Annotated in this window: 25 protein-coding genes and 2 pseudogenes; 10 read left to right on the top strand and 17 right to left on the bottom strand. The window is 72.7% G+C overall.

Annotation, left to right across the window (positions count from 1 at the left end; genetic code table 11):
• Nucleotides 1-4 precede the first annotated feature (4 nt).
• Nucleotides 5-763, bottom strand: coding sequence for a ferritin-like fold-containing protein (locus A8W25_RS21400; RefSeq protein WP_067163732.1), 759 nt, complete (start codon nucleotides 761-763; stop codon nucleotides 5-7).
• A 479-nt stretch (nucleotides 764-1,242) separates the two neighbouring features.
• Here A8W25_RS21400 and A8W25_RS21395 point away from each other — a divergent pair, with 479 nt between their 5' ends.
• A complete protein-coding gene (locus tag A8W25_RS21395; protein ID WP_234386519.1) occupies nucleotides 1,243-3,201 on the top strand; it encodes a DEAD/DEAH box helicase in 1,959 nt (652 codons plus the stop codon).
• 113 nt (nucleotides 3,202-3,314) lie between these two features.
• Nucleotides 3,315-4,184 (top strand): alpha/beta fold hydrolase, encoded by an 870-nt coding sequence (locus tag A8W25_RS21390; RefSeq protein ID WP_067163728.1) that lies wholly within the window; start codon nucleotides 3,315-3,317, stop codon nucleotides 4,182-4,184.
• Between the two features lie 657 nt (nucleotides 4,185-4,841).
• Here A8W25_RS21390 and A8W25_RS21385 read toward each other — a convergent pair.
• A complete protein-coding gene (locus A8W25_RS21385) occupies nucleotides 4,842-5,795 on the bottom strand; it encodes an NYN domain-containing protein (RefSeq protein ID WP_067163727.1) in 954 nt (317 codons plus the stop codon).
• Nucleotides 5,796-5,992: 197 nt separating this feature from the next.
• Here A8W25_RS21385 and A8W25_RS34480 point away from each other — a divergent pair, with 197 nt between their 5' ends.
• A complete protein-coding gene (locus tag A8W25_RS34480) occupies nucleotides 5,993-6,145 on the top strand; it encodes a hypothetical protein (protein ID WP_199831786.1) in 153 nt (50 codons plus the stop codon).
• Between the two features lie 87 nt (nucleotides 6,146-6,232).
• Here A8W25_RS34480 and A8W25_RS21380 read toward each other — a convergent pair whose 3' ends face one another.
• The 4 genes from A8W25_RS21380 to A8W25_RS21365 form a co-directional block, all read right to left on the bottom strand.
• On the bottom strand, nucleotides 6,233-6,838 hold the full coding sequence (locus A8W25_RS21380) for a MarC family protein (RefSeq protein ID WP_067163725.1): 606 nt from the start codon (nucleotides 6,836-6,838) through the stop codon (nucleotides 6,233-6,235).
• A gap of 99 nt (nucleotides 6,839-6,937) precedes the next feature.
• Nucleotides 6,938-7,801 (bottom strand): PHP domain-containing protein, encoded by an 864-nt coding sequence (locus A8W25_RS21375; protein ID WP_067163723.1) that lies wholly within the window; start codon nucleotides 7,799-7,801, stop codon nucleotides 6,938-6,940.
• A gap of 119 nt (nucleotides 7,802-7,920) precedes the next feature.
• Complete coding sequence (locus tag A8W25_RS21370) at nucleotides 7,921-8,559, bottom strand: DUF6758 family protein (protein WP_067163721.1); 639 nt, start codon at nucleotides 8,557-8,559, stop codon at nucleotides 7,921-7,923.
• Nucleotides 8,560-8,648: 89 nt separating this feature from the next.
• Nucleotides 8,649-9,233: a suppressor of fused domain protein gene (locus tag A8W25_RS21365; RefSeq protein ID WP_067163719.1), complete on the bottom strand. Its 585-nt coding sequence runs from the start codon at nucleotides 9,231-9,233 to the stop codon at nucleotides 8,649-8,651.
• A 428-nt stretch (nucleotides 9,234-9,661) separates the two neighbouring features.
• Between A8W25_RS21365 and A8W25_RS21360 the strand changes: the two genes are divergently transcribed.
• Entirely contained in the window at nucleotides 9,662-10,789 is a 1,128-nt protein-coding gene (locus tag A8W25_RS21360; protein ID WP_067163717.1) for a magnesium and cobalt transport protein CorA, read from the top strand.
• Here the strand turns inward: A8W25_RS21360 and A8W25_RS21355 are convergent.
• Entirely contained in the window at nucleotides 10,767-11,681 is a 915-nt protein-coding gene (locus tag A8W25_RS21355) for a DMT family transporter (RefSeq protein ID WP_067163715.1), read from the bottom strand. The two genes, A8W25_RS21360 and A8W25_RS21355, sit on opposite strands and share 23 nt — an antisense overlap.
• A 112-nt stretch (nucleotides 11,682-11,793) precedes the next feature.
• Between A8W25_RS21355 and A8W25_RS21350 the strand changes: the two genes are divergently transcribed.
• Nucleotides 11,794-12,309 carry a hypothetical protein gene (locus tag A8W25_RS21350; RefSeq protein WP_067163713.1) on the top strand — a complete coding sequence of 172 codons (516 nt, stop codon included), beginning with the start codon at nucleotides 11,794-11,796 and terminating at the stop codon, nucleotides 12,307-12,309.
• A 50-nt stretch (nucleotides 12,310-12,359) separates the two neighbouring features.
• Here A8W25_RS21350 and A8W25_RS21345 read toward each other — a convergent pair whose 3' ends face one another.
• Nucleotides 12,360-13,112, bottom strand: a complete 753-nt coding sequence (locus A8W25_RS21345) for a hypothetical protein (protein ID WP_067164316.1) — start codon at nucleotides 13,110-13,112, stop codon at nucleotides 12,360-12,362.
• A 216-nt stretch (nucleotides 13,113-13,328) separates the two neighbouring features.
• Between A8W25_RS21345 and A8W25_RS21340 the strand changes: the two genes are divergently transcribed.
• Together A8W25_RS21340 and A8W25_RS35465 are read left to right on the top strand one after the other, a co-directional pair.
• The gene (locus A8W25_RS21340; protein ID WP_067163712.1) at nucleotides 13,329-14,600 is read left to right on the top strand and encodes a magnesium transporter MgtE N-terminal domain-containing protein; all 1,272 of its coding nucleotides are present in this window, start codon (nucleotides 13,329-13,331) and stop codon (nucleotides 14,598-14,600) included.
• Nucleotides 14,593-14,715: a hypothetical protein gene (locus A8W25_RS35465; protein ID WP_267890384.1), complete on the top strand. Its 123-nt coding sequence runs from the start codon at nucleotides 14,593-14,595 to the stop codon at nucleotides 14,713-14,715. The genes A8W25_RS21340 and A8W25_RS35465 overlap by 8 nt, the downstream gene beginning before the upstream one ends.
• 302 nt (nucleotides 14,716-15,017) lie before the next feature.
• Here A8W25_RS35465 and A8W25_RS21335 read toward each other — a convergent pair whose 3' ends face one another.
• A complete protein-coding gene (locus tag A8W25_RS21335) occupies nucleotides 15,018-15,947 on the bottom strand; it encodes a zf-HC2 domain-containing protein (RefSeq protein ID WP_067163709.1) in 930 nt (309 codons plus the stop codon).
• Nucleotides 15,944-16,720, bottom strand: a complete 777-nt coding sequence (sigE, locus tag A8W25_RS21330; protein WP_199831785.1) for an RNA polymerase sigma factor SigE — start codon at nucleotides 16,718-16,720, stop codon at nucleotides 15,944-15,946. Before sigE ends, A8W25_RS21335 begins: the two co-directional genes overlap by 4 nt.
• 152 nt (nucleotides 16,721-16,872) lie before the next feature.
• On the opposite strand from sigE, the gene A8W25_RS21325 reads away from it, so the two are divergent.
• A complete protein-coding gene (locus A8W25_RS21325; RefSeq protein WP_079126304.1) occupies nucleotides 16,873-17,577 on the top strand; it encodes an O-methyltransferase in 705 nt (234 codons plus the stop codon).
• A 152-nt stretch (nucleotides 17,578-17,729) separates the two neighbouring features.
• On the opposite strand, the gene A8W25_RS21320 is transcribed toward A8W25_RS21325, so the two are convergent.
• Nucleotides 17,730-17,897, bottom strand: a complete 168-nt coding sequence (locus A8W25_RS21320; RefSeq protein ID WP_009997451.1) for a DUF3117 domain-containing protein — start codon at nucleotides 17,895-17,897, stop codon at nucleotides 17,730-17,732.
• A gap of 309 nt (nucleotides 17,898-18,206) precedes the next feature.
• On the opposite strand from A8W25_RS21320, the gene A8W25_RS21315 reads away from it, so the two are divergent.
• A complete protein-coding gene (locus A8W25_RS21315) occupies nucleotides 18,207-19,007 on the top strand; it encodes an enoyl-CoA hydratase/isomerase family protein (protein ID WP_067163705.1) in 801 nt (266 codons plus the stop codon).
• Between the two features lie 34 nt (nucleotides 19,008-19,041).
• Here the strand turns inward: A8W25_RS21315 and A8W25_RS32735 are convergent.
• Nucleotides 19,042-19,224, bottom strand: a pseudogene (locus A8W25_RS32735) (DNA-3-methyladenine glycosylase I); the annotation flags it as partial.
• Between A8W25_RS32735 and A8W25_RS21310 the strand changes: the two are divergent.
• Complete coding sequence (locus A8W25_RS21310; RefSeq protein ID WP_158942636.1) at nucleotides 19,214-19,399, top strand: tetratricopeptide repeat protein; 186 nt, start codon at nucleotides 19,214-19,216, stop codon at nucleotides 19,397-19,399. The pseudogene A8W25_RS32735 and the gene A8W25_RS21310 overlap by 11 nt on opposite strands.
• 13 nt (nucleotides 19,400-19,412) lie before the next feature.
• On the opposite strand, the gene A8W25_RS21305 is transcribed toward A8W25_RS21310, so the two are convergent.
• From A8W25_RS21305 to A8W25_RS21285, 5 genes and pseudogenes are all read right to left on the bottom strand, one after another.
• Nucleotides 19,413-20,018 (bottom strand): response regulator transcription factor, encoded by a 606-nt coding sequence (locus A8W25_RS21305; RefSeq protein WP_067163701.1) that lies wholly within the window; start codon nucleotides 20,016-20,018, stop codon nucleotides 19,413-19,415.
• A gap of 10 nt (nucleotides 20,019-20,028) precedes the next feature.
• Nucleotides 20,029-21,243, bottom strand: coding sequence for a sensor histidine kinase (locus A8W25_RS21300; RefSeq protein WP_079126303.1), 1,215 nt, complete (start codon nucleotides 21,241-21,243; stop codon nucleotides 20,029-20,031).
• Between the two features lie 5 nt (nucleotides 21,244-21,248).
• Nucleotides 21,249-21,989 carry an ABC transporter permease gene (locus A8W25_RS21295; protein WP_067163697.1) on the bottom strand — a complete coding sequence of 247 codons (741 nt, stop codon included), beginning with the start codon at nucleotides 21,987-21,989 and terminating at the stop codon, nucleotides 21,249-21,251.
• On the bottom strand, nucleotides 21,986-22,909 hold the full coding sequence (locus A8W25_RS21290; protein ID WP_067163695.1) for an ABC transporter ATP-binding protein: 924 nt from the start codon (nucleotides 22,907-22,909) through the stop codon (nucleotides 21,986-21,988). The genes A8W25_RS21295 and A8W25_RS21290 overlap by 4 nt, the downstream gene beginning before the upstream one ends.
• 137 nt (nucleotides 22,910-23,046) lie before the next feature.
• Nucleotides 23,047-24,405 (bottom strand): annotated as a pseudogene (locus A8W25_RS21285) (hypothetical protein); the annotation flags it as partial.
• Nucleotides 24,406-24,408: the final 3 nt, after the last annotated feature.

Genomic DNA, 24,408 nt, shown 5'->3' with positions numbered 1-24,408 from the left:
TCCGTCAGGCGGCCAGGCCGAGCGCGGCCATGCGCTTGGTGTGGGCCTTGGTGATCCGGGCGAACATCTCGCCCACCGCGGCCAGGTCGAAGCCGTCCGCCATGCCGCCGACCAGCATCGTCGAGAGCGCGTCACGCTCCGCGACCACGCGCTGGGCCTGCGACAGGGCCTCGCCCATCAGCCGCCGCGCCCACAGCGCGAGCCGGCCGCCGAGCCGGGGGTCGGCCTCGATCGCGGCGCGCACCTTCTCCACCGCGAAGTTGCCGTGGCCGGTGTCGTCGAGGACCGCGAGCACCAGGCCGCGGGTGTCCGCGTCCAGCCGGGCCGCGACCTCGCGGTAGAAGTCACTGGCGATCGAGTCACCCACGTACGCCTTGACCAGGCCCTCCAGCCAGTCCGACGGCGCGGTCTGGTGGTGGAAGTCGTCCAGCGCCTTGGCGAACGGCTCCATCGCGGCGGTGGGCTCCGCGTCGATCTCCGCGAGGCGGTCGCGCAGCCGCTCGAAGTGGTGGAACTCGGCCGAGGCCATCTTCGCCAGCTCCGCCTTGTCGGCGAGCGAGGGCGCCAGCTTGGCGTCGTCGGCCAGGCGCTCGAAGGCCGCCAGCTCGCCGTACGCGAGCGCGCCGAGCAGATCCACCACGGCGGCCCGGTACTGGGGCTCGGCGGAGGCCGTGGCCCAGTCCTGGGCGGCGATCCCGGTGGGTTCGGCGGCGGGCGCGTCGGCTTCGGTTCCGGCCGCGTTGGCGTTGTCAGACGTCTCCATGCAGCGCACAATAGCCCGCTCCCGGCGGGGAGGAAGGGCCTGGTCAGCCAGAGCGCCCGGCCGGTTCCCGGGAATTCGCCCAACACACATGCGCGAATCCGGGGTACAGTGGTAATGAGCCTGCCGAGGATCATGTATTCGGCGGGCGGCTTGATGAATGAGGATGCCCGGTCGGTCGCCCGGTCGGCTCCGACCCGACAGCCCTCCAGTGCGGCACGTGACAGTGCGTAACCGCAGATGAGGGACCCTCAGCGGCACGAGCGCTTGAGCGACGGCAGTGGTCCCGCGCCACCCGACCCGGTCGATTCCCGACTCCGGCCGGATGTACCCGGCACGGTACGACCCGCCGCGTTCGCCTCCGTACCGCGTCTCACAGAAGAGGCAGCACCCTGACTACGTTCCGAGATCTCGGCATCCTTCCCGAGACCGCCGAGGCCCTTGAGGCCGTCGGCATCGTGTCCCCGTTCCCCATCCAGGAGATGACGCTCCCCGTAGCGCTCTCCGGCACCGACATCATCGGCCAGGCCAAGACCGGCACCGGCAAGACCCTCGGTTTCGGCCTGCCGCTCCTGGAGCGCATCACCGTCCCCGCGGACGTCGAGGCGGGCCGGGCCAAGCCCGAGCAGCTCACCGACACCCCGCAGGCGCTCGTCGTCGTGCCCACCCGCGAGCTGTGCCAGCAGGTCACCAACGACCTCCTGACCGCCGGCAAGGTGCGCAACGTCCGGGTCCTCGCGATCTACGGCGGCCGTGCGTACGAGCCCCAGGTCGAGGCGCTCAAGAAGGGCGTCGACGTGATCGTCGGCACCCCCGGCCGGCTGCTCGACCTGGCGGGCCAGCGCAAGCTGGACCTCTCGCACGTCCGCGCGCTCGTCCTGGACGAGGCCGACGAGATGCTCGACCTGGGCTTCCTGCCCGACGTCGAGAAGATCATCAACCTGCTTCCGGCCAAGCGCCAGACGATGCTGTTCTCGGCGACCATGCCGGGCGCCGTCATCGGCCTGGCCCGTCGCTACATGTCGCAGCCCACGCACATCCGCGCCACCGCGCCGGACGACGAGGGCGCGACCGTCGCCAACATCTCGCAGCACGTCTTCCGCGCCCACTCGATGGACAAGCCGGAGATGGTCTCGCGCATCCTGCAGGCCGAGGGCCGCGGACTCGCGATGATCTTCTGCCGTACGAAGCGGACGGCCGCCGACATCGCCGAGCAGCTCGCCAAGCGCGGCTTCGCCTCCGGCGCGGTCCACGGCGACCTCGGCCAGGGCGCCCGCGAGCAGGCGCTGCGCGCGTTCCGCAACGGCAAGGTCGACGTGCTGGTCTGCACCGACGTCGCCGCCCGCGGCATCGACGTCGAGGGCGTGACGCACGTCATCAACTACCAGTCGCCGGAGGACGAGAAGACCTTCCTGCACCGCGTCGGCCGCACCGGCCGCGCGGGCAACAAGGGCACCGCCGTCACCCTGGTCGACTGGGACGACATCCCGCGCTGGCAGCTGATCAACAAGGCGCTGGACCTGAAGTTCCACGACCCGGTCGAGACGTACTCGACGTCCGCGCACCTCTTCGAGGAGCTGAGCATCCCGGCGGGCACCAAGGGCATCCTGCCCCGCGCCGAGCGGACCCGTGCGGGTCTGGCGGCGGAGGAGCTGGAGGACCTGGGCGAGACCGGCGGCCGCGGCCGCAAGTCCGCCGCCGCCGCTCCGGTCGCCACCGAGGAGCGCGCGCCGCGTACGCCGCGTCAGCGCCGCCGCACCCGTGGTGGCTCGACGCTCGACGCGGGCGCCGAGGCGCCGGTGGCCGTGGAGCCGGCCGCCGAGGAGACCGAGCCGCGCACCCCGCGCCGCCGTCGCCGCACCCGTGTGGGCGTGGCCCCGGTGGAGGCGGCCCCGGTCGCCGAGGCCGTGGCCGTCGCCGAGCCGGTGGCCGCACCGGTCGCCGAGGTCGTGGTGGAGACCGTGGTGGAGGCCGAGCCCAAGCCGCGCCGCACCCGGGCCCGCAAGGCCGTCGCGGCCGTCGCCGAGGCGCCCGTCGTCCCGGCGCCCGCCGCCGAGACCGCCGTCGCCGTCGCCGAGCCGGTGGCCGCCCCGCGCCGCCGCACCCGCAAGGTCGCGGAGCCGGTCGTGGCGGTCGTCGCCGAGGCGCCGGTCAAGCCCCGTCGGCGTACGCGCAAGGTGGCGCCGGTCGCCGAGGTCGGCTTCATGACCCCGGAGTCCGCCGCCCTGGAGATCGCCGCGGCGAAGGCCGCGGAGGCCGCCGCCAAGCCGGCCCGTTCGCGCAAGAAGGCCGTCGCGGCCGAGCCCGAGGCGTCCGTCGCCGTCGAGCCCAAGCCGCGTCGTACGCGCGCGAAGAAGACGGCGGAGGCCGCCCCCGAGGCGGCGGCGGAGCCCAAGCCCCGCCGTACCCGCGCCCGTAAGACCGCGGCGCCCGAGGCGTAAGCACCACGCTTCTTCGGCCCGGCATCCCCCTGGGGTGCCGGGCCGAAGTGCGTCCGGGCCCGGCCGCCCGGGGCGGCGCTCCGGTGCCCGCGCACCCCGGTTACGCTCGGCATATGAGCAAGCCCCGGTCCCTGGCCCTGCCCTCCGGCACGCGCGCGTACCCGCTGGAGACGCCCCGCGGCCGCTTCGCCGTGCTCGACTGCGAGCCCGCCGGGCCCACGCTCGGGACCGCGCTGCTGCTGCCCGGTTTCACCGGGAGCAAGGAGGACTTCCTCGCGCTCCTGGAGCCGCTCGCGCGGGCCGGGTACCGGGCTGTGGCGGTCGACGGACGGGGCCAGCACGAGAGCCCCGGGCCGCGCGGCGCGTCCGGCTACACCCCCCGCGTCCTCGCCGAGGACGCCGTCGCCCAGGCGGCGGCGCTCGGCGACGGGCCCGTCCACCTCGTCGGCCACTCCTTCGGCGGTCTGGTGGCCCGCGCGGCCGTCCGCCTCTCCCCCCGCTCCTTCGGCTCGCTGACCCTGCTGTCGTCCGGGCCGGGGCACGTCGGCCCGGAGCAGCGCGCCAAGATCCGGCTGCTGCGGGCCGCGCTGCCCGTCCTGCCCCCGGCGGTGGTGTGGGCGGCGACTCGGTGGCTGGACAGCCGTGACCCCGCGTACGAGCCGGACGCCCCGGATGTCGCCGCGTTCCTGCGGCAGCGGTGGTTCAACACCCGGCCGGGCCAACTCATCGCCGCGGGGCGGCAGTTGAGGACGGAGCCGGACCGCACGGAGGACATCGCCGCCCTGCCCGTGCCGCTGCACGTCGCGTACGGGGACGAGGAGTCGGTGTGGACCGTGTCCGAGCTGGCCGCGCTGGCGCGCTCCACGGATGCGCGCCACACGGTGATCGCGGGCGCGGGCCACTCCCCCAACGTCTCGCACCCCGCGCGGCTGGCGGGGGCCCTGACGGACTTCTGGGCGACGGCGACGGCGCGCAGCACGTAGCTCACCTGCGGGCCGGCGGGCGGTTGCTCGCGCCCCTTTTGGGCCCGGACTCCACCTTGCGGCCGGTGGGGGCCGGCCGCGCAGTTCCCCGCGCCCCTCAGGGGGTCCGCCGCAGCCGGAGAACCCAGCTCAGCCACAGGCTTTTTAGGGGCGCGGGGAACTGCGCGAGAACCACCCACGGTCCGCGGATCCAAAGGGTTCAGGGGCGCGGGGAACTGCGCGAGCAACCCAGCACGGTCCGCGGATCCAGAGGGTTCAGGGGCGTCCCCGCGCCCCTCAGGGGGTCCGCCGCAGCCGGAGAACCCAGCTCAGCCACAGGCTTTTTAGGGGCGCGGGGAACTGCGCGAGAACCACCCACGGTCCGCGGATCCAAAGGGTTCAGGGGCGCGGGGAACCCAGCTCAGCCACAGGCTTTTTAGGGGCGCGGGGAACTGCGCGAGAACCACCCACGGTCCGCGGATCCAAAGGGTTCAGGGGCGCGGGGAACTGCGCGAGCAACCCAGCACGGTCCGCGGATCCAGAGGGTTCAGGGGCGCGGGGAACTGCGCGACCAGCCACCCACCGGCCGCAAGGTGAAGTCCGGCCAAGAAGGGGCGCTGGGGACCGCGCCCAGCCCCCACCGGCCCGCGGGCAAAGTCCGGGCACCCCACCGAGCGCTCAGTACTGCGACTGAAGGTGCTGCCAAAACCCGTCCCGCAGCGCCCGCCGCAAATCCGCGTGCCCCCGCAGCGACCGCTGCAGCAGGCGTTCCGCCTCGACCAGGAGGTCCTGGTCCACCGGGCCGGGCAGGTACGGGTGCCCGGGGAGCAGCTGCGCCAGCGCCGCGCGCCCCCGCTCCGACAGCCACGTCGCCGCGATCTGCGCCCCCACGAACCGCACATCGTCCCGCGTCGGCGCGGGCCCGCTGTCCTCGTACATCGTCACCGGCCGCCGGGTGACGTACGGCTTGCAGAAGTCCAGGTCGAACGTGCGCTGGCTGTCGACCTCCCACAGCAGCGGCTCCGCCTGGTTGCGCCCCTCCGCCGCCTCGATGCCCCAGAGGTGGACCCGCGCGCCGTACCCCTGCGCCGCCTCGACCGCCGAGACCAGGTCCTCGTCGCCGCCGATGAGCGCCGCGTCGCTGATGGCGCGGTGCCGGGCGAGGGACTCCAGGTCGGAGCGGATCAGTGAGTCGACGCCCTTCTGCTGGTTGTTGGCGTTGAGGTTGCCGAGGCGCACCTTCACGTCCGGCAGCTCGGCGATCGACTGCTGCTCGGCGGTGTGGATGCGCCGGCGCGCGCCGTCGTACCAGTACACACGGAGCAGCCGGCTGTCCGCGAAGATCGTGCGCGCCTTGTCGATGAAGGCCTCGATCAGCCCCTCGGCGTCGAGGTCGAAGGACCGCCGGTCCTCCGTCCCGGCGACCAGGAGGCCCGCCGCCGCGTACACATAGCCCGCGTCCACGAAGATCGCGTGGGTGGAGGGCGTCTTCGCCACCTCGGCCAGCATCCGCCGCAGCAGCTGGTTGGTGCGCTCCAGCCGTACGGCGATGTCGGACACGGTGGACGCGCCCGGGTCGGCCGGGTCGCTCGGGCCGTCGGAGATGCCTGGGATGTCGCCTGGTTCGCTCATTGCCCTCATTCTCGGTGGCGTGAGCGACCCCACACAACCGGTGCCTTACCTGCCAGTATTTAGTTCGTGAAAAAATTTCCTTAGCGTAGGGAATGTTTGCCAAGGGCAACCCGTTGTACCAGTCGTAACGGGGCTGAGTCCCCCGCGCACCAGTACCAGTAGTTCTCCTTCAGGAGGATCAGACGAAGGGAGAAGCCATGCGCTTCGAAATCATGCGCCTCAACGACGTCGACGGCTCCGCCGTGGACAGCACCGTCGTGGACGCCGCCTCCGTCAACCGGATCGTGCAGCAGGCCGCCGCAATCGGCCAGCGCATCTACATCCGCCCGGCCGAAAGCTCGGCTTCGTAACGCGTAAGGATCTCCTACGCGGCAAGCCGAAGCGCCCCCGCACCGAACGTCGGTGCACGGGGGCGCTTTTTGCTGGGCCGGTGGGGGTTACGCGCCCTGGATCACCTGGGTGACGCCGTTGATGATCTGCTGCACCGCGAGCGCGGAGAGCATCATGCCCGCCAGCCGGGTCACCAGGACGACGCCGCCGTCCTTGATCACCCGGATGATCAGCAGCGAGTACCGCATGACCAGCCAGAGCACGATGTGCATCGCCAGGATCGCCGCCCAGACCGCGACCTGTCCGCCGAACGTGTCGTGGTTCTGGACCGCCAGGATCACCTGGACGATCGCGCCGGGCCCGGCGAGCAGCGGCATGCCCAGCGGCACCAGCGCCACATTGACGTCCTTGGTCTGCTTCGGCTCCTCCATCTTGCCGGTGAGCAGGTCGAGCGCGATGAGCAGGAGGAGCAGACCGCCCGCGATCATCAGCGCGGGGACGTCGATGTGCAGATACGCCAGGATCTGGTTGCCCACCAGACCGAACACGGTGATCACACCGAGGGCGACGGCAGCGGCCTGCCAGGCCATCTTGCGCTGCACCTTGGCGGGGCGGCCGGAGGTGAGCGCGAGGAAGATCGGTGTGATCCCGGGGGGATCCATGATGACGAAGAGGGTGAGGAACAGGGAGCCGAAGACGGCAGCGTCGAACACGGTGGTGCCTTGCAGGAAGAGGGGTGTACGGAGCAGAAGGGGGACCCCGCCGGGCGGAGTCCTCCCGGGGAGGAGATGCGAAAGGGCCGCGGCCCTGGGCTAGCGGCCGGTTCCGCCCGCGCCCGGGACGGGGAACGCGCCCGTCGCACGGCGGGTGATCTCGCCGTAGATCTCGGGGTCGGTGGTGCACTCCCCGAGCCGCACGGCCTTGCGGCCACCGTGGTAGTCGCTGGAGCCGGTGGTCAGCAGACCGAGCTCGGCGGCCAGACCGCGCAGCCTCGCGCGCGTGGGCGCGTCGTGGTCGGTGTGGTCGACCTCGATGCCGTCGAGGCCGGCCGAGGCGAGCTCGGCTATGACCGTCTCGGGCACGACCCGGCCGCGCTTGACGGCGAGCGGGTGGGCGAAGACGGTGACCCCGCCGGCGGCCTTGACCAGCCGGATCGCGTCGAACGGGTCGAGCTCGTGCTTGCCGACGTACGCGCGTCCGCCGTCCGCCAGCCACTCGGGCACGAACGCCTCGGACACCGAGCCGACGACGCCCAGCTCGACCATCGCCTCGGCGACGTGCGGACGGCCGATGGAGCCGTCGCCCGCGATCCGCGCCACCTGGTCCCAGGTGACCGGGACGCCCAGCTCCTGGAGCTTGGCGACCATCCCCCGGGCGCGCGGCACCCGGTCGTCGCGGACCAGCTCGCGCTCGCGCGCCAGCTCCGCCTCCTCGGGGTCGAAGAGGTACGCCAGCATGTGCAGCCCGATGCCGTCGACACGGCAGGAGAGCTCGGCGCCGGTCACCAGGGTCAGACCGGCGGGCAGCGCCGCCGTCGCCTCCGCGTGACCGCGGGTGGTGTCGTGGTCGGTGAGCGCGATGACGTCGAGACCGGCGGCGGCCGCGTTGCGGACCAGCTCGGCCGGGGTGTCCGTGCCGTCGGACGCCGTGGAGTGGGTGTGCAGATCGATGCGCACGCGTGGCTCCAGGGCGTAGGGGCTGACAGGGGACAATCAAGGATAACTGCGCGTAGCCCCTGTCCCGCCCGCAACGGCTGTGGCGGTCACCGCACTCGGGGCGCCCGGCCACGCGCGCGTCACGACAGGATCCGGGGCGACAGCGCCCCGCACGGCACCAGTTCGACCTCGGCGCCCGCGTCGCGCAGATCGGTGAGGACCAGCTCGTCGTAGAGCAGCAGACCGGACTGCTCGGGCCACAGGATCGCCCACAGCCACAGGCCGCGGGCCTCGCCCGCGAAGACCGCGCGGTCGTCGGGCGTGCCGGTCACGTGCCAGAGCGGGGTGGGGCGCCCGGCCGCGAGGACCTTGGCCTGCGGGGGTTTGTCGACGCTCATGTACGGGCCGGGGTCGGGGCCGTCGATGCCCGCGTACCGGGCGCCGAGGCCGACGCCCAGCTCCTCCGCCACGAGCAGCAGCTCACCGATGCCGCCGAGCGGTCCGGGGCCCGAGCAGGCCACGGCGGTCGCGCGGCCGCCGCTGCGGTCGTCGCCCGCGCACGCCACACCCGTGAAGAGCCAGCCGATCGGCAGCGGCCACGGCATCCAGACGGGCACCTTCGCCCGGTGCACCACGACGCCGAGCGCCTCGACGCTCGGGGGGACCACCGGCTGCAGCGGGTGCACCGTCCCGTGGATGTCGCACTGCCAGGTGTCGGCAAAGAGACCGGGCGCCCTGACCCGGCCTCCGCACTTCGGGCAACTGGGTTCGCCCCTCATACATGCCAACGGTCCTCCCCGTCCCGCGCCGCGTCAAGGACGATCACCCGGTCGGCGTGTGGCAACAGGGGCGGGCGAGGGCTCCCGGGCTAGTCGAGCCGCACAGACGTACGCAGCGGATCGCGCAGATCCGTCCCGTTGGCCAGCCAGCGCTCCTCCAGCTGCTGCGCCCCGTGCACCCGCTTCCAGGCCGCCTCGTTGGCCGTCATCGGCAGCAGCGGCAGGAAGCGGACCGGCTCCATCGGGTCGTCGAGCTCCAGGTCCTCGACCAGCCCGCCCGGCTCCGCGACCAGGACCGAGGCGAACGGCGCCCCGGGCCACAGCGGTTCCCCGATGTCGAGCGAGGCGCCGGGGGCCACCACCACGCCCTCGACCTGCGGGGTGGAGGCGAGGACGGCGAGCGGGCGCAGCACCTTGTCCGTGTCGGCGAGAGCGGCCCGTACGGACAGGACCAGCTCGGCGCGCGGACCCTTGACCGGGTCGGCGAGAGCGGCGGCCGGGTCGGTCATGGGCTGCGCCGACATGCCGAGCGTGGCGTAGCGGACGATGTCCCCGTCGGCGAAGCGCAGCACCTCGACGCGGTCCGTGCCGAGGAAGGTCACCGCGGCGCGCGCGTCCGGTTCACCGAGGGCGGTACGCAGCCTGGCCTCGACGAGAGCAAGAACATCAACCATGAGTTGAGCATAGAAGCCGTATCGAACGAGCAAAGTACGGACTTGACACTTGCGCCGGCTGATAGTCTTGGCCGCTGTTCAGGGCAGCAGGAAGTCCCTCACGGGGGACCGGCCGGAGGAGGTGGGGCTGCGATGGATCGAAGTCGGCCTGGCAGTACCAACCGCTCTTCCGTGCGCCTTCGTTGTTCCCTGTGATCGAGACCTCCTTACCCGGCCGTTCCACCGGGAAACATCTGAGTCTCATGGCATGTCGCACGGCGGAAGAGCACATCGCCTCGCCCAGTCCGTTTCAGTAGCGCACGCCGTCACCGCATCCCGCGGTTCCGCCCGCTTTGCGGACGTACGCAGATGTACGCAGTCCTCGCGTCACGTCCCCATTCCGGGCAGTGCCACGCCCGTCGGCGGCCCCTCCGTGAAGGAGTCCTGCCATGTCCATGATCCGTGACCTGCGCGCCGCGGTCCGCCCCTCCCTGCGTCCGTCGCTGCGCAAGAACACCGCCCCGTACAACTCGTACGACCCCACCCGCGACCCGTCCGCGAGCAGCGCGGTCGTCGACTGCGCGGTCTACCGCGACGGGCTGCGCACCCAGGCCGACTCCTGCCTGTCGCCGCGCGAGGCGATGCGGCGGGTACGGGAGGACGGCGGGTTCGCCTGGATCGGACTGCACGAGCCGACCGAGGCCGAATTCGCCGGTATCGCCGCCGAGTTCGGGCTGCACCCGCTGGCCGTGGAGGACGCGGTCCACGCCCACCAGCGGCCCAAGCTGGAGCGGTACGACGACACGCTGTTCACCGTCTTCAAGACCGTCCACTACGTGGAGCACGCCGAACTCACCGCCACCAGCGAGGTCGTGGAGACCGGCGAGGTGATGTGCTTCACCGGCCGGGACTTCGTGATCACCGTCCGGCACGGCGGCCAGGGCTCGCTGCGGGCGCTGCGCAAGCGCCTCCAGGACGACCCCGAGCTGCTCGCCAAGGGCCCGTCGGCCGTGCTGCACGCCATCGCCGACCAGGTCGTCGACGGCTATCTGGCGGTCGTGGACGCGATGCAGGACGACATCGACGAGGTCGAGATCGATGTCTTCTCGGCCCCGTCCAAGGGCAGCCCGCGCGGCACGGACGCCGGGCGGATCTACCAACTCAAGCGCGAGGTGCTGGAGTTCAAGCGGGCTGTCTCACCACTGCTGCGGCCGATGCAGCTGCTCAGCGAGCGGCCGATGCGGCTGGTCGACCCGGACATCCAGAAGTACTTCCGCGATGTGGCCGACCACCTCGCGCGCGTGCAGGAGCACGTCGTCGGCTTCGACGAGCTCCTGAACTCGATCCTCCAGGCCAATCTGGCGCAGGCCTCGTTCGCGCAGAACGAGGACATGCGCAAGATCACCTCATGGGCGGCGATCATCGCCGTACCGACGATGGTGTGCGGGGTGTACGGCATGAACTTCGACCACATGCCGGAGCTGCACTGGAAGTACGGCTATCCGCTCGTGCTGGCCGCCATCGCCGGCAGCTGCCTGGTCATCCACCGCACGCTCAAGCGGAACGGCTGGCTCTGACGACGAGCGCGAGCCCGGCGAGGATCACCACCAGCGCGGGCCAGGCCAGCGCGGGCGGCTGCTGGCCCAGCCAGAGCGCGGCGATGAGGGCCGCACCCGGCGTCTCCAGGAGGATCGCCGTGGACGTCACGGACGCCCCCAGGCCCCGCACCACCCGGTTGAGCAGCGAATGGCCGAGCAGCTGGGCGGCGACGGTGAGCGCGGCCAGCTTGGCCCAGGTCACTCCGGAGTACGAGGTGAGGTCGGCGCCGCTCGCCAGACAGGCGGCGAGCAGCCCGGCGGCGGCCGTCCCGTAGCAGAGGTAGGTGTACGGGACGGTGTCCACGGTCCGCCGGACCTCGGCGCCGAGCAGCACATAGCCGGCGGCCGCGATACCGCCGCCGAGCGCGAGCGCGTCCCCGGCTAGGGCGCGCGGCGAGGTGGTCATGTCGACGCCGGTGAGCATCACCACGCCCACGCAGGCGACCAGCGTCCCGGCCCAGACCATCGCGGGCGGCCGGTGCCCGCGCAGCCGCAGCGCGAGGGTGGTCCAGATCGGCGTGGTGGTGCACAGCGCGGTCGAGGACGCCACCGACGTCATCCGCAGGCTCGGCAGCCAGAGCCCGAAGTGCAGCGCGAGCAGCGCCCCGGCGGCGACCGCGAGGCCCACCTCGCGCCGGGTCAGCCCGCGCAGCTGTGCCCGGTACTTGAGCGCGGCCAGCGGGGTGAGCGCCCCGACGGCCATGGCGTTGCGCCAGAACGCGATGGCCAGCGCGGGAGCCGTCGTCGCGGCGATGAGCGGCGCGGAGAGCGACACGCTGGCGATGGCGACGGCGAGCAGCGCGAAGTCGACCCGGTGGGCGGCCGGAGCGGCGGTCGGGGTCGGGGCGGCGAGCGCGGTGGTGGTGGGCACGACAAGAGGGTAAGGGCTGACAGGTAAGGCGCTAAACATATTTACGGAACTGTCGGTCCATGCTGTGGACAACGCCGTGGGCCGCGTCGGTGCCGTCCCATAAAGTGGCCCCATGACACCTGCGCTGCTCGACCGGGCCCTCGTCGAGGAGGCCACCAAGAAGTCCGGGCTGATCTGGGTGCGGGGCACCGGGACCGCCGACCGCGCCCTGTGGCACGTGTGGCACGAAGGCGCCGCGTATGTGGTGGGCGGCGGCCCCGGCGAGCAGCCGCTGGAGGGCCTGGCCGACGGCGGCACCGCCGAGGTGACCGTCCGCAGCAAGGACAAGGGCGGCCGCCTGGTGGCCTGGACGGCCGCGGTGAGCGAGGTCGCGCCGGACGGTGAGCTGTGGGCGGCGGTGGCCGTCGAGCTCAAGGCCAAGCGGCTGAACGCGCCGGACGGCGAGGCGGTGACGGCCCGCTGGGCGCGGGAGTGCCGGGTGCTGTGCCTGACGCCGCGTGAGGCGCACACGGAGATGCCCTCGGGCTCGCTGGCCGCGCGGCCCGTGGAGACCCCGGCCACCACGCGCCGGCCGATCCCGGCGGCACTGCCGAGGCTGCTGCGGAAGCGGAAGCACAAGCGCGGCTGAGCGGGGCGGCGCCGGACGGGGCGCCGTGCGCCCGCGGACCGCCGTGGGCCCTACGTCTTGGGAAGCCTGCTCCCGTAGTCCACCGTCGCGTCCTTCGACGGGGCCGCCAGGGTGAAGTCCTGGTTCCAGTCGCCCAGTTCGAGTACGCCCGCGCCGCCCGCGCGCTCGAAGCGCAGCGGGTACGGCGTGCCCTGGAGCGAGACGTCGAGCGTGCCGCCCTCGCCGTCCTCGCCCGCCTTCACACGGATGGTGCCGACGCCGCCGACCTTGGACCGGTCGCCCTTGGAGAGCTCGCCCTGGAGCCCGAGCATGCCCTTGAGCAGCGCGCTCTTGTCCGTGAAGCCGCGCAGCTCCTGGTACGAGGGGTCACCCGAGGGCACCTTGACGTACTTGTCGTCGAGCTTGCCCGCGGCGGCCGCGCTCCCCGAGTCGGCGTGCTTGTCGTCCCGGTGCGCCCAGAACCCGGCGTCGGCCTTCAGATAGAGCTCGTCGCCCACCCGCAGCAGCCCGAACGTGGTGTTCTTCGAGGTGACCGTGCCGGTGGCGCCGGTCCCCTTCAGCCGCATGTCGATCTTGTACGAGCCGCCCTTGCTCACCAGCGTGCCGCTGAGGTGCACCGCGTCGGCGCCGTCCGCAGCCGTGCGCGCCTTGCCCTCGATGTCGGTGGCGGAGAGCCTGCCGACGCCGTTGGTCCCCTCGTCCGGGTCCGAGGCGCACGCCGTGACGGCCGTGGCGAGCCCCGCGCAGAGCGCGACGGGGAGCGCGGCCCGGCGGGCCCGTACGGACAGGGAGCGAGTGGTCACCGGCACACGGCCTTTCGTCGGAGCGCGCGAGGTGGGGGGCGCGAAGTCGGGGTCGGCAGAGGGCACCCTACCCGGGCCGTCTACGCTGCCCGGCAGAGAGCCGTACGGACGCCCCTCAAAGGCGCCCCGCATGGTCACCGGCTAGCCTGAATCAGATATTCAGCGCCATTTCAGGCCACGACAAGGTCGGATCACGCCCAAGAGGAGGCGCTCAGCATGGCGGCAGGCGCCCCCCGGATCTTCGTCTCCCACCTCTCCGGCGTCGCCGTCTTCGACCCCAACGGCGACCAGGTGGGCCGGGTCCGCGACCTGGTGGCGATACTGCGGGTCGGCCGCCGCCCGCCCCGGCTGCTCGGCGTCGTCGTCGAGGTGGCCGGCCGCCGGCTGATCTTCCTGCCGATGACCCGGGTCACCGGCGTCGAGTCCGGCCAGGTCATCACCACCGGGGTGGTCAACCTGCGCCGCTTCGAGCAGCGCCCCACCGAGCGGCTGGTGCTGGGCGAGCTCCTGGACCGCCGGGTCACCCTCGTCGGGCGCGACGAGGAGGTGACGGTCCTGGACGTGGCCATCCAGCAGCTCCCGGCCCGCCGGGACTGGGAGATCGACAAGGTCTTCGTGCGCCGCGGCAAGGGCGGCGCCCTGCGGCGCAAGGGCGAGACCCTGACCGTCGAGTGGTCCGCGGTCACCGGCTTCTCCCTGGAGGAGCACGGCCAGGGCGCCGAGAGCCTGCTCGCCACCTTCGAGCAGCTGCGCCCCGCCGACCTCGCCAACGTGCTGCACCACCTCTCCCCCAAGCGCCGCGGCGAGGTCGCCGCGGCCCTCGACGACGACCGGCTCGCGGACGTGATGGAGGAGCTGCCGGACGACGACCAGGTGGAGATCCTCGGCAAGCTGAAGGACGAGCGGGCCGCCGACGTCCTGGAGGCGATGGACCCGGACGACGCCGCCGACCTGCTCTCCGAGCTGCCCGAGGAGGACAAGGAGCGCCTCCTCACCCTGATGCAGCCGGACGACGCGGCCGACGTGCGCCGGCTGCTCTCCTACGAGGAGCGCACCGCGGGCGGTCTGATGACCACCGAGCCGATCGTGCTGCGCCCGGACGCCACGGTCGCCGACGCCCTCGCGCGCGTACGCCAGCAGGACCTCTCGCCCGCGCTCGCCGCGCAGGTGTACGTGTGCCGGCCGCCCGACGAGACGCCGACCGGCAAGTACCTGGGCACGGTCCACTTCCAGCGGCTGCTGCGCGACCCGCCGTTCACCCTGGTCTCCTCGATCGTGGACAACGACCTGCCGCCGCTGTCCCCGCAGACCCCGCTGCCCGCCGTGACCGCGTTCCTCGCCGCGTACAACATGGTCGCCGCGCCCGTCGTGGACGACAGCGGCTCGCTGCTCGGCGCGGTCACCGTCGACGACGTCCTGGACCACCTGCTCCCCGAGGACTGGCGCGAGGCGGAGTTCCACGCCGCCGAGGGGGGCCGGCATGGCTGACCGGACCGAGGAGCGCGACCGCACGCGCGCGGCGGGGGCGAGCGCCGTGCCCCGCGGCCCGCGCGCCCGTCTCGACAGCCGGTACGCGGACTCGTCCTCGACGGGCTCCCCCTGAGCCAGCGAGTAGGGCGCCTCCCGCTCGACGGAACCTTCCGCCGCCCCCGGAACCTGCGCGTCCGGCGCCACCGGCGCACCCGGAACCGAGCCCTCGGGCACCGCGCCCTCGGGCGGGGCCAGGTCGTACGTCTCCTCGGCCGCGGAGCCGTCCCCGCGCGGGGCGGGACGGCTCCACCATCTCGCCTTGGGCCCGGTGGACTTCCCGTCGTTCATGCTCTCCCCGCAACTGTCCTGCGTGCCCCTCGGGGGCACCCCTCCCGGGGATTCAACCAGGTTTGCCGGGAGGAGCGCAGGGCACGGTCAGTGCCGGGGAGCCACCGGCCGCGTCGGCGACGCGGACGGGGTCGCGCCGGGGAGCGCGGGCAGCGGTGAGACCGGGCGCACCGCCAGGGTGGCGACCGCAGGACGTATCAGCGGAGGCAGGGACGAACCGCTCAACAGCGCGGCACGGAACGGGTTGCCGAACTGCTGCGGGGACGGCTGGGCGGGGATTCCGTTGAGCCCGGCCAGCCCCATCGCGGCCGGCGCCGTGGGCTCCGGGGCCACCCGTGCGCTCGCCGAGCCGCCCCGTCTGCGCTCCGACTCCATGGACAGGGACGTCCCCGAGGCAGAACCGGGTGACGGGCTCTGGGACCGCAGCGGGGTGACATTGCGGCCCGAGCCGTCGCCCCGGGCGCTCGTCTCCGCTCCCGAGCCCGACGGGACCGCGCCGCCGAGCGCGATCGCGGCCAGGGAGACCGCGCTGGCCGCCGCGAAGGCGATCCTGCGCCCGCGCCACGGCGAGCCCGAGCGCTCCTCGGGCCGGGCCACCTCGTGGATCCGGAAGCCGCGGCCTGGCAGCCCGCCGCCGAGGACGGTCGCATGGGCCCCGCCGGGCACATAGCCGAAGCCGCCGACCGGGTCACGCGGATCGTTCAGGGATCCGGGGGTGAAGACCCCGCCGGGCAGGCGGCCCCCGCCGAATGGGCCCCGACCGTCGTCGTCACCTCCGGGTCCCCCGGGCAGCCCCTGGAGCCGGGCCAGCAGCCCCTCGGAGGGGGCGGGGGGCGCCGTCTGCGCGAAGACGCTCTTGACGCGGCGCTGCGCGTCGGCCTCGGCCTTGCACTTGGGACAGGTCACCAGATGCGACAGGACGCGCTCGCGCGCGTCATGGCTGAGCTCGCCGTCGACCAGGGCGGCGAGGCGGTCCCCGAGATGCTGCTCCGCGGGGGTGGGACCGGTGCCGGTCACGCGGTCCCCTCTCCGACCGCCCCCGGGGCGCCGGGCGCCACCCCCGCGAGGGCACGCTGCTGCTCGGCGCGGGCCTCGGGCGAACGGTGCTTGAGGGCCTTGCGCAGATGCGAGCGGCCGCGGTGGATGCGGCTGCGCACGGTGCCGAGCTTCACGCCGAGGGTGGCGGCGATCTCCTCGTACGACAGGCCCTCGATGTCGCAGAGGACGACGGCGGCGCGGAACTCGGGCGCGAGGGTGTCCAGCGCCTGCTGGACGTCGGCGTCGAAGTGCGCGTCGTTGAAGACCTGCTGGGGGGAGGGGTCACGGCTGGGGAGCCGCTCGGCCGCGTCGTCGCCCAGGGCATCGAAGCGGATGCGCTGGCGGCGGCGGACCATGTCCAGGAAGAGGTTGGTGGTGATCCGGTGCAGCCAGCCCTCGAACGTGCCCGGCGTGTACGTCGACAGCGAGCGGAAGACGCGGACGAAGACCTCCTGGGTGAGGTCCTCGGCGTCGTGCTGGTTGCCCGTCAGGCGGTAGGCGAGGCGGTAGACGCGGCCGCTGTGCGTGCTGACGATCTCCTCCCACGTGGGAGGAGTCCACGCCGGGGATTCCGCGTCGGCGAAGGTCGCGGTGGGTGCGGAGCTGGCGGCGGTGGAACGGTCAGCGGTGTAGGTCACGGATTTCGGCTCACCCGCCGACCTGAGAAAGCGCCGGAGCACTCCTCCCCGATCCACAGGCGCAGCCGCACCTCCCCTGTCGGCTCTGGTGGTGTCCAGTGGAGCCCCTACCATAGCCACCTCGCCCGTTAGCTCCGGATAAGAATCTTTACGCGCATTTGGGACTGGCTTCGTGTCCCTCGAACCGCGCTGCTTCCCGGACCGCTCGGGGACCGGGATTTCGTACTCGTCCATGTCGCCCCCCGCCCTTCATAACGCCCGGTCCCATCTGCGGGTTCCCGGGTGCAGCGGATACAGTCACCGTTGCGCGCCAACTACGGGGACAGGAGAGGGCCATTACCGCCAACCGGCAGACGAGCTGGGCGTTCGCCGACGCCTTTGTCGCCGAGGACGACGCGCTGCGCTGGGCCCGCGAGCGGTCCCGGGAGGCAGGACTGCGTTCGGTGTCCCCGGGGACCGGCGCCGCGCTGCGCCTGCTCGCTGCCACCGCCGACGCCAAGGCGGTCGCCGAGATCGGCACCGGCACCGGCGTCTCCGGGATCTATCTGCTCCAGGGCCTGCGGCCGGACGGCGTGCTGACCACCGTCGACCCCGAGGCGGACCGCCAGCAGTTCGCCAAGCAGGCGTTCCGCGCGGCGGGCTTCGCGGGGAACCGGGCGCGTTTCATTCCCGGGCGCGCCCTGGACGTCCTGCCGCGGCTGGCCGACGGCGGATACGACCTGGTGTTCTGCGACGGCGACCGGACCGAGTCCCTGGACTACCTCGCTGAATCGTTGCGCCTGCTGCGGCCCGGCGGAATCGTCTGCTTCGAAGGGGTCTTCGCCGACGGCCGCACGGTCGACTCAGGCGTCCAGCCGGCCGAGGTGCTGCGGCTGCGGGACCTGCTGCGGACCGTACGCGAGAGCCAGGAGCTCGTCGGGTCGCTGCTGCCGGTGGGCGACGGGCTGCTGTGCGCGGTGAAGCGGGCGTAACGCGTCACTCCGGGCGCCGCCGCTTTCCCCTTCCCGCCGCGTGCGCGGGTTTCCCTCCGGCCGCGTACGTGGTGCCGGAAACTACTCCGCCCCGGGCCGGTACATGCGTACCGGCCCGGGGCGGGGGCAGATTGTGGGTCAAGCCCGCTGAATCAGCCGACGACCTTCTTAAGAGCGTCACCGAGCGCCTCGGCCTCGTCGGGGGTCAGCTCGACCACAAGCCGACCGCCGCCTTCGAGCGGAACGCGCATGACGATGCCCCGCCCCTCCTTGGTCACCTCGAGCGGGCCGTCGCCCGTCCGCGGCTTCATGGCCGCCATGCTGTTTCCCCTTCCTGAAACCAGCTCATCGCAGCCGGCGGCCCCATGACAGGCACCGTGTTACCGGCATCGAACACATTGCTTCCAGGTCATTATCCCGCATCGCAGGACCCGATGACCAACATCGGTCGGCATCGCTTGCGCAACGCGCTCTATCAAAACCACCCAATTCGGCGATCCGCCTGCGATACTTCGCCACCCTCGGTCCGGGTGGTGGCCTGGATTGTTTGACGCAGGTCACATGTGCGGCGCCGATGATCTCCGCCATGCTGGGCGGACACGACACCGCAACGGAGGGGATCCATCCCAATGGCCGACACCGTGCTCTACGAGGTGACCGACGGGCTCGCGACGATCACGCTCAACCGTCCCGACGCCATGAACGCCATGAACACCGAGGCCAAGGTCGCCCTGCGGGACGCGGCGCGGGCCGCCGCGGACGACCCCGGGGTACGGGCGGTCCTGCTGACGGCGACCGGCCGGGCGTTCTGCGTGGGCCAGGACCTCAAGGAGCACGTGGCCCTGCTCGCGGCGGACCGCGAGGCGGGCACCGGCTCCACGATGAGCACGGTCCGCGAGCACTACAACCCGATCGTGAAGGCCCTCACCGAGATGCCCAAGCCGGTCGTGGCCGGGGTGAACGGGGTCGCGGCGGGCGCGGGCTTCGGCTTCGCGCTGGCGGCCGACTACCGGGTGGTGGCGGACACGGCCGCCTTCAACACCTCGTTCGCGGGGGTCGCGCTGACCGCCGACTCGGGCGTCTCCTGGACGCTCCCCCGCCTCATCGGCCACTCGCGCGCCGCCGATCTGCTGCTCTTCCCGCGCTCCGTCTCCGCGCAGGAGGCGTACGAGCTCGGCATCGTGAACAAGCTGGTCCCGGCGGCCGAGCTGGCGGCCGAGGCGGCGGCCGTGGCGCGCGCGCTGGCCGACGGCCCGACGCTCGCGTACGCCGCCCTCAAGGAGTCGCTGGCGTACGGGGCCGGGCACTCGCTGGCCGAGGCGCTGGAGAAGGAGGACGAGCTCCAGACCCGGGCGGGGGCGTCCGAGGACCACGGGATCGCGGTGGCGGCGTTCCTGGCGAAGGAGAAGCCGAAGTACGTGGGCCGTTGAGCCATCCGTGGCGGGGTGACCCGGCCGCGCCCCCTCAGGGTGTGCGGCCGGCCCGGGCCACGCAGTTCTCCAAGTGGTCGTCCACCAGGCCGCACGCCTGCATCAGGGCGTAGGCGGTCGTGGGGCCGATGAACCGCAGGCCGCGCTTCTTCAGGGCCTTGGAGAGCGCCGTCGACTCGTCGGTCACCGGGGGGACGTCCGCCAGGGTGCGGGGGGCCGCCCACCCGGCCCGGCTGCGCTACGACCGCGCCCAACTCCTGGTCCAGCGCGGTGACTTCCTCGCGGGGGCGGCGGAACTCGATCTGTACGCGGACGTCCTGGAGCCGGTGGAACCCCGTACCGCCGAGACGATCCGGGGGCGGGCCCGGGCGGCCAGGGCGATGCTGAACTGACTCCGCGAGGAGATCAGAGCCAGCCCTTCTCGCGGGCGATGCCCACCGCCTCGGCCCGGTTGCGGGCCGCCAGCTTCTGGATCGCCATGGAGAGGTAGTTGCGGACCGTGCCCTGGGAGAGGCAGAGGGTGCGGGCGAGTTCCGCGTTGGTGGCGCCGTTCGCCGCCGCCCGCAGCACATCGCGCTCGCGCTCGGTCAGCGGGTTGGCGCCCTCCGCGAGCGCGGCCGCGGCCAGCGTCGGGTCGATCACCCGCTCCCCCGCGAGCACCTTGCGCACCGCGGCCGCGAGCTGGGCGGCCGGGGCATCCTTCACCAGGAAGGCGTCGGCACCCGACTCCATCGCGCTGCGCAGATAGCCGGGGCGGCCGAAGGTCGTGAGGATGACGATCCTCAGCTCCGGCAGCTCGCGGTGGAGGGCGGCCGCGGCCTCGATGCCGGTCATCCCGGGCATCTCGATGTCCAGGAGCGCCACGTCGACCTGGTGGGCCCGCGCGGCGGCCAGCACCTCGTCGCCGCGCGCGACCTGGGCGGCCACCTCGAAGTCCGGCTCCAGGCCGAGCAGCGCCGCGAGCGCCTCACGGACCATGGACTGGTCTTCGGCCAGCAGGAGTCGGATCATGCACCGGATTTTAGAGGGCCGCGGGACCCCGGCCGACCTCCTGTCCTGCCTCCTGACCGGCCTCCTGGGCCAGGGGGATCCGCGCGGTGAGCGTGAAGCCCCTGCCGCACGTCGCCTCGACGCTTCCGCCGACCTTCGCCAGGCGCTCCGCGAGCCCCGTCAGACCGTTGCCCGGGACCGGGACGCCGGGGCCGCCCCGGCCGTCGTCGGCGATCCGCAGCTCCACGAACCGCCCGTCGAGCGTCTGCCGTTCGCCGAGCGTGACCAGACACCGCTTGGCCGCGCTGTGCCGCACCACGTTGGTGATCGCCTCGCGGACCACCCAGGCCAGCGCCTCCTCGGCGCCCGGCGGCGACCCGGGCGGCAGCTCGGACCCGGCCTCGGCGGGCAGGTCGGCCGCGACCCCGGCCGCCGTCAACGCGGTGCGCGCGCCCGCCAGTTCCCCGGCGAGGGTGGCCCTGCGGTAGCCGGTCACCGCCTCCCGTACGTCCACCAGGGCCTGGCGGCTGACCTGTTCGATGTCGGCGACCTGCTGGGCCGCCTGGTCGGGGTGGTTCGGGAGCATCCGGCCCGCCAGCTCGCTCTTGAGCGTGATCAGCGAGAGCGAGTGGCCCAGCAGGTCGTGCAGATCGCGGGCGAGGCGCAGCCGCTCCTCGTTGGCCGCCAGCTGGGCCACGGTCGCCCTGGCCTGGCGCAGCTCCACGGTCGTACGGACCAGATGGCGTACGCCCGTCATGGCGAAGCCGCCGAGCAGGGCCGGGATCGCCAGGCCCGGCACGAAGTCGCCCCAGTCGCCCTCGGTGGTCAGGCCGATCAGGGCCATCGCGACCGTGGCGCCCGGGATCGCCCACCGCGCCAGGGGCAGCGGCAGCACCGCCCCGCAGCCGACCGAGACGTACACGAACAGCACCAGCCAGGGCGAGTCCAGGGTCAGCGAGGTGACCACCGCGATGCCGGTCAGGAAGACCAGCATCGAGGCGACCGTGGCGCGGGCGAAGGGGCGGGCGGTGTGACGGAAGACCAGGGCCAGATAGACCCCGATGAACGCCACCAGGGCGAGCCAGCCCAGCGCCGTCGCCCAGGCCGTGTGCTCCTCCTTGAGGAGGTCGGACACCGGGGCACCGAGGAACGCCAGCCAGATGCCGATCCACAGCAGCTTGCGCAGCGCCTCCTGGCGGTTCTCCGGCGGGCGGCCCGGAAGGGGTCCGCGGTGGTCTTCCCGCACGCTCGTCACGCCTTCAGGGTGTCCTTCCGGTACAGCCAGGCCGCGCCGCCCGCGAAGAGCACGAAGTAGGCGACGAGGACGGCCACGTCCTTGGTCTCCGGGGCGTTGCCCGCCTCGATGGCCTGCCCGAGCGCAGCGTACGCGTGGGTGGGCAGCCAGGTGGCGAGCGACCGCAGCCACGGCGCGAACGTCGTCGTGGGCATCCACAGACCGCCCAGGATGGAGAGGCCGAAGTAGATGATCATCGTGATCGGGCGGACCGCGTCACCGCTGGCGAGGTAGCCGATGGCCACGCCGAGCGCGGCGAAGCAGAGCGAGCCCGCCCAGATGGCGCCGGTCAGCGCCAGCCACTGCCAGGTGTCGAACCGTACGTCCTTGACCGTGGCCGCGGTCAGGAAGACCACCACGATGCAGGGCAGGGTGACCACGGCGGCGCTGGCGATCTTCGCCAGGACGTAGCCGCGGCCGGGCAGCGCGGTCAGCCGCAGCTGGCGCACCCAGCCCTTCTCGCGCTCCTTGGCGATCTTCTCGCTGTTGCCCATCAGTACGGCGGTGATCGCGCCGAACGAGGCCATCGAGACCATGAAGAAGGCCGGGAAGGTCAGATCGGTGTCGCCGATGGTGTCCGTGGTGTTCTGCGAGCCGGAGATCAGCAGATAGAGCGCGGAGGGGTAGATCACCGAGAAGAACATGAACTTCTTGTTCCGCAGGGTGCGGGCGATTTCCAGCTTGATCAGGGTGTTCACGCGGTTCTGGCCTCCTCGGCCTCGGTGATGGCGACGAAGGCCTGCTCCAGGCCCAGGCCTGCGACTTCGAGGTTGCGCGGGTACAGGCCGAGCCCGTACACCGCGTGGACGGTGGCGTCGGCGTCGGTCGACTGGAGGCGGACCGTGCGGCCGGAGATGTCCAGGCCCGCCAGGAACGGCAGCTCGCGCAGGACGCCCTCGTCGATCGCGCCCTCCAGGTCGAAGGCGATCCGGCGGGCGCCGGCCTTCGCCTTGATCTCGGACGCGGTGCCGTCGGCGAGCAGCCGGCCCTTGTGCAGGACGAGGACGCGGTCCGCGATCGCGTCCGCCTCCTCCAGGTAGTGGGTGGCGAACAGGACCGTACGGCCCTGCTGCGCCTGCTCGCGCATGGTCGCCCAGAACGCCTGGCGGGCCGTGACGTCCATGCCCGTGGTCGGCTCGTCCAGGACGATCAGGTCATTGGCGCCGGCGGTGGCGAGCGCGAAGCGGACGCGCTGCTCCTGGCCGCCGGAGAGCTTGTTGACCAGCCGGTCGGCGATCTGCGCGATGCCCGCGCGGTCCAGGACCTCCTCGACCGGGTGCGGACGCGGGTGCAGATCGCAGGCGAGCTTCACCAGCTCGCGGACCTTGACCTCCTCCATCAGACCGCCGCTCTGGAGCATCGCCCCGACCCGGCCGTCCTTGATGGCCTGCTCGGGCGTGGTGCCGAAGAGGCGCACCGCGCCCGCGTCGGCCTTGCGCAGCCCGAGCAGCAGGTCGAGCGTGGACGACTTGCCCGCGCCGTTCGGCCCGAGGAGCGCGACCGTCTCGCCGGGGTGCAGCTCCAGGGAGAGGTCCGCGACGGCCCGGACGTCGCCATAGCTCTTGCTGACGCGCTCGAAGCTCACCACGGAGGTGGCGGTGGAGGTCGTTGTGGTCATGACCCCAGGTTCGCCCGCGGGGCCGGTCCGGGGTCAGTGCCGGCTGTCGTGACTCCCGGATGACAGATGTCACGCGGACGGCATGACACGGCCCCGGCACGCCTGGGGCGTACCGGGGCCGGGCAGGGAACCGCAGGTCAGCTGGGGTTCAGCTCGATCGTCACGATGCGCTGCGCCGGGGTCTTGCCGCGCAGGGCGCTCTGCATCGCCTTGGCCACGTCGTCGGACGTCAGCTGGTGCTTCTGACCGTCGCCCTTGGTGATCATCACGCCGGTGAAGGCGCTGCCCATGAGCTGGTCGATCGCCTTCTTGTCGTAGACCTCGACCAGCTTGCCGTCGATCGGCTTCATGGAAAGGATCTTCGGGAGCGACTTCACCGGACCGAAGTCGATCTTCTTGCCGCCCGCCTTGATCGTGATCAGACCGGACATCGCGGGCTTGGCGAACTCGTTCATCGCCCGGTCGATCTCGGCCTGGTTGATGGTCGGCTGACGTCCGGTGACCGGCAGCCCCACCTCGTTGGGCTTGCCCGTCTCGACCTGTGCCCGGTACGCGTCCTTGACCGCGATCATCGAGCGCGCGACGTCGAGGCTCTTGCCCGCCTTGCCGGGGACGGCCACGGCCTTGCCCGGGACGAACTTGATCGTGCCCTCGACCGCCGAGCCCGAGGCGCCCGCCAGGTCGGTCAGCGCGACGCCCAGCTTCTCCTCGTCGACCGGCATGACCGGCTGGGCGACCCGCTTGCCGCCGAAGAGCGAGGAGATCACGGAGACCGGGTTGTAGTCGCTGCCCGCCGCGCCCCGCACGGTCGCCTGGCTGTCCAGGACGAGGCCCGCCTTGTCGGGGGCGAGCGTCGTCTTCTTGCCGTCGACGCTGAGCCGCAGCGGCTGGGCCGCGCGCTTGCCGAGCGTGGCGTCGAGCTTGGCGACGCCCTGCTCCTTGGTGCCGCCGCCGATGTCGACGCCCAGGACCGTGGTGCCCTTGGGGACCTCGGAGTGATTGAGCAGCAGACCCGCGCCGTACGCGACCACGGCCGCGCCGACGGCCGCCACGGCGAGCAGGACCAGCTTGGAGCGGCCCTTCTTCTTCTTGGCGGGCGCGGGCGTGCTCGTACGGGCCGGGGCGGCCGGCTCCTCGGCCGGGCGCGGCCCGTCGGGCAGCCTCGGGGTGAGGTCGGGCCCACCCGCGCCGGGCGCGAACGGGGAACGATTCTCCGCCGGTACGACGGGGATCCCGCTGGTCAGCGTGTCCCCGGAGACATGGCCCGCCGGCGGATGCACCCCACCGCCCCCGGCACCCGGCACCGGAGCCGGGGCCTGCGGGGTCAGGATCGCCGTGTCGTCGGACATCTGGGGCACCGGCGGCGCCATGGGCCCGGGCCGCACGCCCTGGGCGCCCAGGACCGGGGTGCCGTGACTGGGCGTGCCACCGGGACCCTGCGCACCCAGGACCGGGGTCCCGTGGCTCGGGGTCCCGTGGCTCGGGGTGCCGCCCGGCGC

This window comes from Streptomyces sp. ERV7, from assembly GCF_001653515.1.
In the GTDB taxonomy this organism is placed as follows: domain Bacteria; phylum Actinomycetota; class Actinomycetes; order Streptomycetales; family Streptomycetaceae; genus Streptomyces.
This window is presented reverse-complemented; position numbering and strand designations above follow the sequence as displayed.